This window comes from Caulobacter sp. LARHSG274 (genome assembly GCF_052871235.1).
In genome coordinates this window covers 29,567-42,828 of sequence record NZ_JBIXJO010000028.1, presented here as the reverse complement: position 1 = coordinate 42,828, position 13,262 = coordinate 29,567, and the positions used below count along the sequence as shown (strand labels likewise).

Below are 13,262 nucleotides of genomic sequence, written 5' to 3'. Positions count from 1 at the left end.
CCGCCAGCGCCACCCAGCGGATCGCCGACGATATGCTGACCTTGAACCGCGCCGCCGCCTGGCGGCGAGATGCGCCCGCCACGACTTCCGCCACGACCCGCTCGCGAAGACCCTTCGAATGCGCCGCGCCCATCCAAACCTCCCAAATCAGAAGGCCTCAAGGGACTCATGAGCCCACGACGAAGGGAATCCTCCCTCCGATCACAATCGATTCAACTCAACGGGCGAATGCTCTAGAACGTATTGATTTCAGATCGAAGCGCTCTCTCTTTTCCGTCTTCCCGGCGAAGGCCGGGACCCAGATTCATCCTGAGCGGCTCGTGGGTTTCACCTGGGCCTCGGCCTTCGCCGGGGAGACGGGGTTTGAGAAGCGCGATTCAACTTGAAGCAAACGTGCTCTAGGCCGCCGCGCCCTGGCGGAACTCGCGCGGCGACTGGCCGTACTGGTCGCGGAACGCCCGGCTGAAATGGGCCGAGCCGTTGAAGCCCCAGCGGAAGCAGATTTCCGAGATCGACAACCGCGCGTGCTGCGGGCTGGCCAGGTCGGTGCGGCAGCGCTCCAGGCGGCGGGTGCGCAGATAGTGGCTGAAGGTCTCGTCGGCGCTAGCGAACAGCTTCTGGACATAGCGCGGCGAGACCCCCTCCTCGTCCGCCACCCGGCGCAGCGACAGCTCCGGATCGGGCAGCAGGGTCTCGATGGTCTGGCACAGGCGCTGCAGGTGGGCGGTGGGCGCGGCGGCGCCGGCCCCCAGGGCGTCGGCCCGCGTCCCGCCCTCGACCAGGCAGATGGCCAGGAACTCGGTCAGGGCCAGCTCGACCGGGCGCAGCTGGTCGACGGTCAGGTCCTCCAGCCCGTCGGCGGTGGCCCGCAGCAGGCCCGAGAGGATGTGGGCGACGCCGGTGGCCGCCTGCAGCCGGCCGACCCGCAGGCTGAAGGGGGCGATCAGCCGGTGATCCAGCGCCACCCGCGGCGCGCGGACGAACATCAGCCGGCAGCGGGTTTCCAGCCGCAAGGCCGCCGCCTGGCCGGTGGGGCCGTAGGCGATGTCGCCGGAGGCCAGGTCTTCGGCCAGGTCGTCGGTGACCAGGGTCGCCTCGCCGGCCAGCAGCACCGCCAGCCAGACGGCCGCCGGCTGGCCGGTGCGGCGACCGGAGATCGCCTGGGCCCCGGCTTCGACCAAGGCGAACTCGATGCCCAGCGGCGAGGTCAAGCAGACCACCGAGGCGCTGGCCGGCTCGGCGTCCGACAGGCCCTCGATCGGCAGGCCCAGCCGGCTCATCGCCTCATGCCAGGCCGCCGCGCGCTCGGCGCGGGGATGGCTGTCGGTGCTGAACGACCAGGCCTTCATCGGCGACCTAGCCGCCCTTGCGCGGAAAGATGTCGCGCGGAATGCGCACATGGCAGCCCTGCTTGCCGTCGACCACCTGGGTGACGCCGAAGTCGGAGGCCACGCTCATCAGCGAATAGGCGTCGTCCCTGGACAGGCCGACATGGTCGCTGAGCAGGGTCAGCATGTTCAGCGAGGCCTCGCGCACGGCGACATTAAGATCTTCGTGGAAGCCATGGACGATCCACCACTTCGGCGTTTCCAACAAAGGCCCCGGCGCCTGGAAGTCCTTGCGCAGCACGATCTGCATCAGGACGTTGAGCGAGGACTCGATGGCCGTGCCGGAGATCTCGCCGTCGCCCTGACTGACATGCGGATCGCCGATCGAGAACAGCCCGCCCTCGACCTGGACGGGATAGTACATCGTCGCCCCCGCCCCGATCCGCCAGTTGTCGATATTGCCGCCATGAGCCCCGGGCGGGATGGTGCTGGTGCGGCCGTCGACGGCGGGCGCGACGCCGGCCGTGCCCAGGTGCGGGCGGGCGGCCACCCGCACGCCGTTCAGGGCCGGCTGGCGGTCGCATTCCGGGCAGTGGGTGATGGTCCCCGGAACCAGATACTTGCCCGGAAAGTCGTAGGCGTAGAGGGCGCTGGCGGTGTTGGCGTTGGGGTCGAGCTCATAGATCGTCACCCGCTCCTTCTCGCCGAACTCCTTGTAGAGATAGCCCCAGTTGGCGGCCAGGTTGGAGCCGTAGTTGTTGCGCGGGACCATGCGCAGGTAGCGCACCTCCAGCACGTCGCCGGGCTTGGCGTCCTCGATATGGATCGGGCCGGTCATGATGTGGACGCCGGGATTTCGGTCGGCCTCGGGGATCTCGGTGAAGATCCGCGTCACCGCCTCGTCCATCATCAGGGCGGGCGCGTCGCCGGCGTGGTGGGTGATCGCCTCGGTCGAGACCAGGTCGCCGCTCTTGATGCGCAGGCTGGGCGCGATCGACGGGTCGAAATAGCCCCAATGGACGGTCTGGGGCGTGGCGCGCAGGGTGTGCAGGGCGCCGGGCATCACGTCAGGGCGGGCCTGGCCGGGTTCGCAGATGAAGGGCATCGGAAGCTCCGGGCGCTAGGGGCTGGGGACGGCGGACAGGGTGACGCTGGTCATGCTCAGCGAGCCGTGCTCGATGTGGTCGGGGCCGAAGGTCGCCACGTCGCCGGGCAGGCGCGCGCCCAGCACATAGAGCAGCGGCCAGTAGTGGTCAGGAGTGGGGACCGAGCGGACGGCGTCCTGGCCCTGTGAGGCGAAGTCGACGGCCCGCTGCGGGGCGTCGTCGAGGATGGCCTGCTTGACGTAGTCGTTGAAGCGCGCGGCCCAGTCGTAGGGCGGGCCGTGCTGGGCGCCCCAGTCCATGGCCGACAGGTTATGGACGATGTTGCCGGTGCCGACGATCAGCACGCCCTCGTCCCGCAGCGGGGCCAGGCGTTTGGCCAGATCGAAGTGCCATTGCGGCAGCCTGGTCGCGTCCATCGACAGCTGCACCACCGGCACGTCGGCGTCGGGATAGGCCTTGCACAGCACCGACCAGGTTCCGTGGTCCAGGCCCCAGGCCTGGTGGTCCAGCGCCACCGGCTGCGGGGCCAGGAGCTCGCGCACCCGCGCGGCCAGTTCAGGCGAGCCGGGGGCCGGATACTGCACGTCGAACAAGGCCTTAGGAAAGGAAGCTCCGAAGTCGTGGATGGTGCGCGGGGCGGCCATGGCGGTCACCGCGACGCCCTGGGTCAGCCAGTGGGCGGAGATGCAGAGGATGGCCTTGGGCTTGCCGAACGCCGCGCCCATCGCCGCCCAGGCGCGGGTGGTGTCATTGGCCTGCAGGGCGATCATCGGGCTGCCGTGACCAAAGAAGACGACCGGCATGCGGCTCATGCGCCGGCTCCCTGTTTCATCATCGCCCAGGCCTTCTGGTAACGTGGGGTGAGCCAGCGGTTGAACTGCACCTGGGCCCCCTCCTGCCAGCTGTAGCGACCGCGCGCGGCGAAGCGCGAGCGCAGGCCCTGCTGGACCAAGGCGTCGACATGCATGTCCTGGGCGATGATCTTGCCCGCCGAGGTCATGATCATCTCCAGCCGCTCGTCGAAGCCGGGGATCTCGGTGGCGCCGGGGGCGACCAGCAAGCCGGTGTCCTGCTCCATGGTCTCCGGACCGGTCGGGCGCAGGATCAGGTAGATGACCATGTCGCTGGTCATCACCAGGGACAGGGTCGGCGGGATGTTGGCGAAGGTGGCGCGGTGGCGATCCTCGTCGGTCAGCTTCGGGAAGACCGGCAGCACCGCCTTCTGGGTCGGGTTGAAACTGGCGTCCGGATGGGTGGTCCCGTTGTAGCGCAGGAAGCCGGCGTCGCCCTCGGCGGCTTCTGGAAAGCTGCACAGCTCGCTGGGAATGAAGTCGTGCAGCGGTCCGCGGTGCAGCTTGTTGGCGTGGTAGCCGTCGTTGTTGTTCTCGAACATCACCTTCCAGTTCCAGGCGAACTGGCCGGTCATCGGCGGGGTCAGGCCCTCGGCGGCCGACAGGTCGAAATTGGCGATCGCCGCCTCCACCGCCGCCAGGCGGGGGGCCAGCGGCGGGGCCGCGTCGTCGAAATTGATGAAGATGAAGCCCAGCCAGACCTCGACCTTGAAGCTCGGCAGCTTCACCGCCTTCTTGTCGAAGTCGCAGGTGCGCTCCATGGCCGGGGCGTTCACCAGGTCGCCGTTCAGCGAATAGACCCAGTGGTGATAGGGGCAGACGAAGCCGCGGGCGTTGCCCCGGCCCTCGGCCACCAGCATGGCCCGGTGCTGGCAGACCGCCGACATCGCCCTGATCTCATTGGAACGGTTCCGGGTCACGATGATCGGCTCGCCGATGATCGAGGTGGTGAAGTAGTCGCCCGGCTCCTTCACCCAGTCGACGCGGCCCACGCACAGCCATTCGTGATTGAACAGCGCCTCCTGCTCGAAGGCGTAGAAGGCCGGGTCGGTGTAGCAGGCGGGCGGCAGGGTCTCGGCCGAGCCGACGTCGAGCATCGACCGCGACAGGGCGTCGAAGAAGGCGTCGTTCAGAAGAGGGGCGGCCGGCGAACTGGGGCCCATGGGTCAAGCGCTCCCTTCGAGAGATCGATACGGAAGCTAAGCCCGGCCCGCCCGACGGTCTTGCACCAGCGCGCACGATAACTTGGCCAGCGCCTCGCCCACAGGCGGGTTCGCCGGCTTCTCGGGCGGAAATGAGCAAAAGGCGCGCAAGTCGCCGCGTCGGGCGGGCTGGCCGTCGCCCACGGAAAGCGATCGGGCGCGCTGAGGCAAGACGCGCCCCCGGCGCCCGCCTAGGTTCGGGTCCAGACAGCTTCCAAAGGACCGCGCCCGTGGACATGACGCTCGCCGACGACCTGACGATCTCGGACCTGAAGCCCGGCTTCGGCGCCCGGATCCACGACATCGACCTGCCGACCGCCACCGACGCCGAGATCGACAAGGTGGTCGCCGCCTTCCACCGCCACGGCGCCGTCGTGCTGCGCGACCAGTCGATGACGCCGGACGACCTGATGCGGTTCATCAGCCGGTTCGGCGAGGCCGAAGACCACACCCAGACCCGCTTCACCCTGCCCGGCTATCCGAAAATCTTCATCCTCAGCAATCGGGTGATCGACGGCCGGCCGATCGGCGCCCACAACGACGGCGTCGGCTGGCATACCGACTACAGCTACAAGCCCGAGCCGGTGATGCTGACCATGCTCTATGCGGTCGAGGTTCCCGACGAGGGCTCCGACACCCTGCTGGCCGACGGCTGCGCGGCCTGGAACGCCCTGTCGCCCGAGAAGCAGGCGCAGCTGCTGCCGCTGAGCCTGCATCACAGCTACAAGCACTTCATGGCGACCCGCGAGTTCGGAGCTCAGGTCTTGTCGCCCGAGATGGCGGCGGCCAATCCCGACGTCGAGCATCCGCTGATCCGCACCCACCCCGCCGACGGTCGCAAGGCGCTGTGGCCCTCGACCGGCACCGTGACCGAGGTGATCGGCAAGCCCGGTCCTGAAGGCCTGGCCCTGATCGACGAGTTGGTCGCGTTCATGACCAGCGAGCCGTTCGTCTATCGCCACAAGTGGGCCAAGGGCGATCTCTTGATGTGGGACAACCGCTGCACCCTGCACACCGGCACGCTCTATGACGACAGCAAGTACTTCCGGACCATGCATCGGCTGTGGGTCAAGGGCGACAAGCCGTACTAGGCTTGCCTCGCGCACCTTTCATCAAACTATTCTCCGTCTCCCCGGCGAAGGCCGGGGCCCAGATGACACCCACGGGCCGCTCCGGATGAATCTGGATCCCGGCCTTCGCCGGGAAAGCGGATATCGGTGATGCTTCTTTGGAACACTCCATGACCCAAACCTGGCTGATCAGCGGCGTTTCCGGCGGCCTGGGGCGCGAGATCGCCCTGGCGGCCCTGGCGCGTGGCGACACGGTGGTCGGCACGGTCCGCAAGGCCAAGGACGCCGAGGCGTTCGAACGTCTGGGCGGCCACGCCCTGGTGCTCGATGTCACCGACGCCGCGGCGGTGCGCGACGGGGTCGCCGCGGCCGAGGCCGTGACCGGCCGGATCGACATCCTGGTCAACAACGCCGGCTATGGCCTGGTCGGGGCGGTGGAGGAGGCCTCGCTCGACGAGGTCCGCGCCCAGTTCGAGACCAATGTCCTGGGCCCCCTGGCCATGCTTAAGGCCGTGCTGCCGGCCATGCGCGCGCGGCGGGCCGGGCGGATCATCAACATCACTTCGGTCTCGGGCCTGGCCGTCTGGGCCGGCACCGGCGTCTACTGCGCCAGCAAATGGGCGCTGGAGGGCCTGACCCAGACCCTGGCGGCCGAGGTCGCCGAACTGGGGATCAAGGTCACCAACGTTGCGCCGGGTGGCCTGCGCACCGCCTTCGCCGGCGGCTCCAAGGTCGTGGTGGCCGACAAGATCGCCGACTATGACGGCCTGGCCCGCGACGCCGAGCGGATCATGGCCGACCATGCCGGGCACGAGCCCGGCGATCCGGCCAAGGCCGCCCAGGCGATTCTGGCGGTCGCCGACGCAGCCGCTCCGCCGATACACCTGCTGCTCGGCGAGGACGCCCTGAAATACGCCGCCTACGCCCACCAGGCGCTGCAGGCCGACATCGACGCCTGGAAAGACCTCACCCTGTCGATCGGCTTTGACGCCCCCTCCCCAACGGATCCCGCATGACCAACACCCTGATCTTCGTCGACCTGGCCTCGGACGACCCCGACGCCGCCGGCCGGTTCTATGCGCAGGTGTTCGGCTGGCAGAACGACGCCCGCCCCCAGGGCGAGTACCACCGCATGGTGCCCGGCGGCTTCTTCAAGACCAGCGACGGGACCGACAGCGAGATCGGCAACCTGCACCTGGGGATCTTCAAGGCCGCCAACGCCCGCCCCCATCCCGAGCCGGCCGGCGTCGAGCCGCGGCGCCTGTCGACTGACGGCCGCAAGCCGCGCGTCTGGGTGCTGATCGGCGACGACGACACGCCCGAACGCATCCTGGCGACGGCCGTCGAGCTGGGGGCGACCGAGCTGTGGCGCGATCATTACTGGGCCGAGTTCAACGGCTACAACCACGCCTTCCGCGACCCCTGGGGCAACGAGATCGTGCTGTGGGGCAAGGCCGGCGCGAACCCGGAGATTCCGGAAAGCTTCACGCGGGAATAGCCGACTCGCTAGAGCCGGTTCTGGGCCTTCAGCTCTCCCTTCGCCAGGACGACGGGATCAATCCAGCCCCCACCCAGGGACTGTTCCGGTGCCTTGCTCAGAAGCGCGAGGGCTTCGACGCGCGTGCGTCGGATGGTTTCGGGGTCGCCAAGCTTGACGGCCTTGTTCGCCAGGCGATTGGCTGAGACCGCCGCGCTCCAGCGATCCTCGTCGGTCTGCGCCTCGACCGAGGCCCGCCGGACGCAGATCGAACCTTCCGCAAAGCGTGCGTACGCCATCGCCGCCTCGACGCAATCGCCATAAATCCCGAGGCGTTCGGCATGGGTCTTGGCCAGAGCCAGTTCGTCGTCCAGCCGAACGAGGCCGCGGCCAAGCCTCAGATCGGTGTAGAGGACGCTCGGAGGCGGCGGTGGTCCATAGGCGCGCGCCGTCTCATTCTCGCCCACAGCGAGAAGCATGCGGCGCGTGGTGTCTATCGCTTCGTCGTCCGGAGCGAACCTCTGCGTCTTCGCGCGGGCGCGATCAGCGAGCCGTCGCCAGTGGTTGAGCAGCCGGTCGGCCCGGTCGTGACGCCCCAGGGCCAGCCAGGTTTCGAATCCCGCCCTTGCGTGCACTCCGCTCCATTGACCGCCGGGCGACCTTTCGATGATGTCCGCCCATCGCGCCGCCAGACCGGGTTGGCCGAACAGGACCAGGCGCCGCAAGGCGGAAATCGATATGTCGATGCTCGGTGGTCCGGGCCATCGATCCGGCCCGTAGAGCGCCTGAAGATTCATGACCGTCAAACGCAACGCCAGGTCCTGGTGCAGGGTGCGCAAGGCCAGGTCCGCCACGTCCTCCCGCGCCATGATCAGATCGCGATAGGCCTCCGAACGCCGCTCGGGGTCCTCGATCGTCGAAGGCTTGGCGGCAAGGGCCAGTTCCGCAGCGCGATCGATACGGCCCAGCGCGGTCTGCATCCTGATCTCCAGGGAGACCGGGTCGTCCAGGGAGGTTCGCCGCGTCAGCGCTGCGGCCGCCTCGGGATCGCCGATTGTCACGTAGCGCGCGGCGACGTCGCCGAAAAAGAAGGGGATCGTGTGACCGTCTGAGCCATCTTCCAGCTCTGCCGCCCAGGCGTCCAACATCGCTCGCGCGAGCGCGGGAGACGGCCCCCGGGGATGACCTCGCATAGCCCAGAGAACATAGTAGGCGCGGGCATGGCTTCGCGCCACATGCTCCTCGTTCCAATCCGCGGAGGCGAGCGCTCGGATCGGCGCCAGGGCCTCGGCCGGACTGGCGCCTTGCCGATCCAGCTCGACCGCCTTCAGCGCCGCCAGATCGGCCTGGAAGGCCTCGGCGAACCACTCACGGCTGGAGCTGGATGAAATATGATTGATCCGTGCGGTAGTCTGGGCGACGCTGAGGCCGAGTTGGGCGATTAAGGCGTCGTTTAGGGCGATGTCAGGGTCGGTGATCAGAAGTATTCCATCGGAGCTGGCCATGCTTACCCGAAGCAGGCAGAGCGCCACGTCCGCGTCCGCTTCGCAGGCGGCCATCTGGTAGGTGGTCGGCTCGCCAGGCGACAGCAGGTTGAGCGCCGGCGCTGCCTGGCCCTGGGCGGGCAGCACCAACCCCAACACCAAGCCCGCCAAGAAACGGCGTATCGTCACCACACCCCCCAAGTCCCGAGCGCGACAATGGCACAACCATGAAGCGTGGCCAATGCGCGTCGATCCAATTGGCAAGACTGCCATGAAGTGGCGTTCGCCGGGCCATTCCGTCAAAACGGCTTGTCCCCCGCCACCGTCACGCGGAAACCCGAGCGGGTGTCGGGGAAATAGTCCCAGATCGCCTGGTGCCAGGTGCAGCGGTTGTCCCAGAAGGCCACCGAATTGGGCCGCCAGCGGAAGCGCACCTGAAAGTCGGGATTGGCGGCGTGGTGGTAGAGATAGGCCAGCACCGCCGCGCTCTCAGCCTTGGACAGGCCGACGATGTGGGTGGTGTAGGACGGATTGACGAACAGGCTCTTGCGGCCGCTGACCGGATGGATGCGGACCACCGGGTGGGTCGAGCAATTGTACTTGCGGTCGATGTCCGGAAAGATCGCCCGGTAGACGGGATTGGCGTCGTGCACCGCCGACAGCCCCTCCAGATAGGCCTTCATCCGGTCCGAAAGGGTGTCGTAGGCCGCGTACATGCTCGCAAAGACCGTGTCGCCGCCGTCGTCGGGCACGACCGGCATATGCAGGATGCTGCCCAGCGGCGGCTCGGGATCGCAGGTCAGGTCCGAGTGCCAGCTCTCGCCGGCCACGAACTTGGAGCCGGCGTCGGCGTGGATGGCGACGATCTCCGGATGGCCGTCGATGCCCGGCACCCCCGAATGGATCGCCAGGTCGCCGAACTGGCGCCCCAGGGCCTTGTGGGCCTCGTGGGACATCTGCTGATCGCGGAAGAAGATCACCTGGTGCTGGGTCAGGGCCTGGTGCAGTTCCTCCAGCTGCCGGTTCGACAGGGGCTGGCCCAGGTCGACGCCGAAGATCTCGGCGCCGATCCGGCGCGTCATCGGCTTCACCTCAAGCACGTCATAGGCCATGCGCCGCAACTCCCACTAAACGTTGAGAAAACCGCCCCGCACATAGACGAGCGGCGGTTTGGTCTCGTCGACGACGACGCGCAGCACGCGGCCGACCAGAATCTCGTGGTCGCCGCCGTCATGGACGGCGTGCAGTTCGCACTCGACCGCGGCCGCGCAGCCGGCCAGCAGCGGCGCGCCGCAGAGCCCGGCCTCGACGACGGTCAGGGCGAAGCGGTCGTCGGCCCCGCTGCGGGCGAAGCGATGGGCGAGGTCCCCCTGCTCGGCCGACAGGATGTTGACGCAGAACACGCCGGCCTGGCCGACCGCCGCCAGGGTGCGGCTGTCGCGCTTGAGGCAGACCATGACCAGAGGCGGCTCCAGCGACACCGCGCTGAAGGCGCTGACCGTCGTGCCGACCAGCCGGCCGCCGTGGCAGGTGGTGACCACCGTCACCCCGGCCGCGAAGCTGCCCATGGCCTTGCGGAAGTCGGCGGGCGCGGGCCCGTTCCCTTGCACGGCCAGGCCCATCAGTCGGCCCCGAACGGATTGTCGGGATAGACCGCCGAGGCCGGGCGTTTGGCGCCGTCCTCGGGCTCGGCTCGGCCGCAGACCGCCAGGGCGGTCAGGGCGTAGACCAGGGCGCTGTCGACCAGGTCCTGCGGGGTCGGCCGCCAGCGCTTGAAGCCCGTGGTGATGGCCGGGATGCGGTGCATGTTGAAGACGTTGTGGTCGCGCCACATGCTGGAATAGACCGGATTGGCCAGGGCGACCGGATGGCCCAGGCTCAGCCTGGTGGCGTCGTCGACGGCGGCGACCAGCGGGGCGACCTCGCGGGCGTCGGCCTCGAAGCCGTGGCGCACCACCACCGGCTCGATGTCGATGCGGCCCAGGCCCGCCGCCCGGACCATGGCCTCCAGCGAGTGCTGGACGTCGGCCACCCGCTGTTTCGGATTGAGGCCGACCTCAAGATAGAGATTGACCAGTTCGGTGCCGGCCCCGAAGGCGAACGGGATGCCGCCGCGGATCGAGGCGATCTGCGACTTGGGCTGGGCCACGCCGCCGGGGCTGTCATAGCGGCTGGCCTTCTCCCATTCGCCGCTCCAGGCGTGGAGGGCGTCGGTCAGCCGGCCGATCCTGTAGATCGGGTTGGGATGCTGGGCCGGCGTGGCGGGATGGTCGAGCAGCGGGGTGAACACCCCCTCCCCCCAGACCTGGAAGCGGAACACGGCATAGCCGCAGCCCACCCAGGTCAGACCGAAATCGCAGCCCTCGGCGGCGATGGCGTAGTCGGGGGCGACCCCGCCGTGGTGGAACAGGTAGTGGGCCCCGATGTCCTTGCCCATGAAGGCCACGCCGCGGTGCTCCTCGATCGGCTCGGGACCGATCTCGCCAGGACAGGCGGTCAGGTACATCTTGCCGGCCAGCTCGTAGCCGGCCGTCTTCAAGGCCTTGGCGGCGATCAGGAAGCAGCTCAGCGGGCCGCGGTCGTTGGCGATCGGATAGCCGTAGAGCTTGCCGTCCTCCAGCCAGCACTTCTCCCACTCCGGATTGGCCAGGGTCTCGGGCGCGTACTTGTAGGCGTCCAGGTCGGGGTTCCAGGTCGGGGCCTCGGTGTCGAGGTGGGCGGTGAACAGCAGGTTCTTGCCGACGCCCTTTCCGCCGTGCGTGCCGATAATGTTCGGCCGCTCCGGCGTCGCCCCGACCTTGCGCGGCGAGAAGCCCTCGCGCGCCATCCAGTCGTGGACATGGTTGGCGACCTCCAGCTCCTTGCCGGACGGCGCGGGGATGTTGCCCAGGGTCAGGGCCAGCGCGACCAGCTCGTCCTGGCTGATGGCGGCGGCGATGGCGGCGCGGTCGGCCTCGGTGACATGGTAGGGCGCGGCGGCGCCCAGGGGCGGAAATCCGTCGGCCATGCTCAAGCCGCTCCCTTCCAGGCGGCGGCGACCGCCGCGGTGTCGGTCAGGATCGCGCTGTTCAGCTCCATCACCTTCAGCGAGGCGGCGTGGAGGTCGGCCTCATAGGCGGCGCAGGCGTCGGCGGCGACGAAGACGTGATAGTCGAGGTCGAAGGCGTCGCGCACCGTGCTGTCGACGCAGCATTCGGTGGTCAGGCCGGCCACCACCAGGGTGTCGACGCCCAGGGCCCGCAGCCGCGCGTCCAGATCGGTGCCGACGAAGCCGCTGTAGCGGGTCTTGGCGATCACCGGCTCGCCCGGGGCCGGCTTGGGGCCGTAGAAGTCCGAGCCCACCTGGCCCAGCCGGCACAGGGCCGCGTCGACCTCGGGATCCCCGCCCCGGCGGCGCATCCGCTCGTTCCAGGCCGGCGAGTCGGTCTCGGGCGTCGTGAACAGGCCGACGAACAGCACCGGCACGCCGGCGGCGCGAGCGCTCTGCGCCAAGCGCTCGGCGGCGGCCAGGGCGGGCTCGACCCCGCCCATGTCCACGCCATAGCGGCCCAGCAGACCTTGCGGCGAAGCGAAGTCGACCTGCATGTCGATGATCAGCACCGCCGTGCGGCCCGGGGCGATCCAGGCGGCCAGGCCGTCGCCCACGGCGGCGTCGGAGCGGACCGTGTTCATGAATACACCGCCCGCAGGCCCGGCAGGATGTCGGCGCCGAACATGGTCAGGCCCTCGACATAGTCGGGGAAGATCAACATCAGGCCGTCGAGCTCGCAGGAGGTGACGAACTCCTCGACCTGGGCGGCGCAGGAGGCCGGCGCGCCGACCACCGTCTGGGTCATGAACGCCCCCTGCTGGGCGGCGACGCTGCTCAGCTTCTCGGCCGGCACGCCCCAGCTGGCCAGCATGGCCAGGATCGCGCCCATGTCGGCCCCGTCCCTGTAGCGCTCGACCAGGGCCTGCGCCTTGGCGTCGGTGTCGCCGTGGACGATCGTGCACATGGCGTAGGTCTTGACCTCGCGGCCGATGGCTTCGGCCGCCTGCTTGGCCCGGCGCGAGGCGTCGCGGCGCTCCTCGGGCGTGCGGCCGCCGATGAAGCAGGCGTCGGCCTCGCGCGCCGAGAACTGGAAGCCGCGGTCGCTCATCCCCGCGCAGATCAGCTCCGGACCCGGCCGCGACAGCGGCTTGGGCTTGGACTGGCAGTCCTTCATCGTGAAGAACTGACCGGCGAAGTCGACGCTGTCCTCGGCCCACAGCCGCTTGACCACCGTCGTCCATTCCTCGGTCAGGGCGTAGCGGTCGTCGTGCGACAGGCTGTCGTCCCAGGCCCCCATCTGGTCGAACTCGCCCTTGTAGGCCCCGGCGACGATGTTCAGCCCGGCCCGGCCGCCGCTGATATGGTCGAGAGTGGCGATCATCTTGGCGGCCACGGCCGGGTTCTGCAGCAGCGGGTGGACGGTGGCCCAGATGCGGACGTTCCGGGTGGCCTCGGCGATGCCGGCCATCATCGTCACCGACTCCAGGGCCGTGCCCCAGTGGTCGGTCTCGCCGCCGAAGCCGCGGAACTTGCCCATCGACATCACGAAGTCCATGCCGACCTGGTCGGCGGTCACCGCCGCCGCCCGGTTCTGCTGGTAGAGACCGTCGAGGACCGGCGTGGTCTTGGAAATGATCCAGCCGCCGTTGGCGACGGGCAGGAACACCCCGAAGTCCTTGTGCTTGGATGGGCTGTGGAACATGGCGCTTCCTC

At 68.9% G+C, this 13,262-nt stretch carries 13 protein-coding genes and 1 pseudogene; 3 read left to right on the top strand and 11 right to left on the bottom strand.

Translation table 11 applies throughout. The features are described 5' to 3' along the window. The 5 genes and pseudogenes from ACIPQB_RS24880 to ACIPQB_RS24860 form a co-directional block, all read right to left on the bottom strand. Positions 1 to 133 (bottom strand): annotated as a pseudogene (locus tag ACIPQB_RS24880) (IS630 family transposase); the annotation flags it as partial. Positions 134 to 398: 265 nt separating this feature from the next. Beyond that, positions 399 to 1,349, bottom strand: a complete 951-nt coding sequence (locus tag ACIPQB_RS24875) for a helix-turn-helix domain-containing protein (protein ID WP_446487935.1) — start codon at positions 1,347 to 1,349, stop codon at positions 399 to 401. A 7-nt stretch (positions 1,350 to 1,356) separates the two neighbouring features. Beyond that, complete coding sequence (locus ACIPQB_RS24870) at positions 1,357 to 2,433, bottom strand: acetamidase/formamidase family protein (protein ID WP_446487934.1); 1,077 nt, start codon at positions 2,431 to 2,433, stop codon at positions 1,357 to 1,359. A 15-nt stretch (positions 2,434 to 2,448) separates the two neighbouring features. Next, positions 2,449 to 3,246, bottom strand: a complete 798-nt coding sequence (gene ygiD / locus ACIPQB_RS24865) for a 4,5-DOPA-extradiol-dioxygenase (RefSeq protein ID WP_446487933.1) — start codon at positions 3,244 to 3,246, stop codon at positions 2,449 to 2,451. After that, entirely contained in the window at positions 3,243 to 4,448 is a 1,206-nt protein-coding gene (locus ACIPQB_RS24860) for an aromatic ring-hydroxylating oxygenase subunit alpha (RefSeq protein WP_446487932.1), read from the bottom strand. The genes ygiD and ACIPQB_RS24860 overlap by 4 nt, the downstream gene beginning before the upstream one ends. Before the next feature lie 275 nt (positions 4,449 to 4,723). On the opposite strand from ACIPQB_RS24860, the gene ACIPQB_RS24855 reads away from it, so the two are divergent. The 3 genes from ACIPQB_RS24855 to ACIPQB_RS24845 all read left to right on the top strand — a co-directional run bounded on the left by ACIPQB_RS24855 (position 4,724) and on the right by ACIPQB_RS24845 (position 7,055). Continuing rightward, on the top strand, positions 4,724 to 5,578 hold the full coding sequence (locus ACIPQB_RS24855; RefSeq protein WP_446487936.1) for a TauD/TfdA dioxygenase family protein: 855 nt from the start codon (positions 4,724 to 4,726) through the stop codon (positions 5,576 to 5,578). 149 nt (positions 5,579 to 5,727) lie between these two features. After that, a complete protein-coding gene (locus ACIPQB_RS24850; protein ID WP_446487931.1) occupies positions 5,728 to 6,573 on the top strand; it encodes an oxidoreductase in 846 nt (281 codons plus the stop codon). Beyond that, the gene (locus ACIPQB_RS24845) at positions 6,570 to 7,055 is read left to right on the top strand and encodes a VOC family protein (protein ID WP_446487930.1); all 486 of its coding nucleotides are present in this window, start codon (positions 6,570 to 6,572) and stop codon (positions 7,053 to 7,055) included. The genes ACIPQB_RS24850 and ACIPQB_RS24845 overlap by 4 nt, the downstream gene beginning before the upstream one ends. Positions 7,056 to 7,063: 8 nt before the next feature. Here the strand turns inward: ACIPQB_RS24845 and ACIPQB_RS24840 are convergent, their stop codons facing one another. From ACIPQB_RS24840 to ACIPQB_RS24815, 6 genes are all read right to left on the bottom strand, one after another. Continuing rightward, positions 7,064 to 8,668 carry a hypothetical protein gene (locus ACIPQB_RS24840; RefSeq protein ID WP_446487929.1) on the bottom strand — a complete coding sequence of 535 codons (1,605 nt, stop codon included), beginning with the start codon at positions 8,666 to 8,668 and terminating at the stop codon, positions 7,064 to 7,066. 149 nt (positions 8,669 to 8,817) lie between these two features. Beyond that, positions 8,818 to 9,630, bottom strand: a complete 813-nt coding sequence (locus ACIPQB_RS24835) for a TauD/TfdA dioxygenase family protein (protein ID WP_446487928.1) — start codon at positions 9,628 to 9,630, stop codon at positions 8,818 to 8,820. 15 nt (positions 9,631 to 9,645) lie between these two features. Then, positions 9,646 to 10,140, bottom strand: a complete 495-nt coding sequence (locus tag ACIPQB_RS24830; RefSeq protein WP_446487927.1) for a flavin reductase family protein — start codon at positions 10,138 to 10,140, stop codon at positions 9,646 to 9,648. Further along, complete coding sequence (locus ACIPQB_RS24825) at positions 10,140 to 11,525, bottom strand: peptidase M20 (protein ID WP_446487926.1); 1,386 nt, start codon at positions 11,523 to 11,525, stop codon at positions 10,140 to 10,142. The genes ACIPQB_RS24830 and ACIPQB_RS24825 overlap by 1 nt, the downstream gene beginning before the upstream one ends. A 2-nt stretch (positions 11,526 to 11,527) precedes the next feature. After that, positions 11,528 to 12,190 carry a cysteine hydrolase gene (locus ACIPQB_RS24820; protein WP_446487925.1) on the bottom strand — a complete coding sequence of 221 codons (663 nt, stop codon included), beginning with the start codon at positions 12,188 to 12,190 and terminating at the stop codon, positions 11,528 to 11,530. Further along, complete coding sequence (locus ACIPQB_RS24815) at positions 12,187 to 13,251, bottom strand: LLM class flavin-dependent oxidoreductase (protein ID WP_446487924.1); 1,065 nt, start codon at positions 13,249 to 13,251, stop codon at positions 12,187 to 12,189. The genes ACIPQB_RS24820 and ACIPQB_RS24815 overlap by 4 nt, the downstream gene beginning before the upstream one ends. Positions 13,252 to 13,262: the final 11 nt, after the last annotated feature.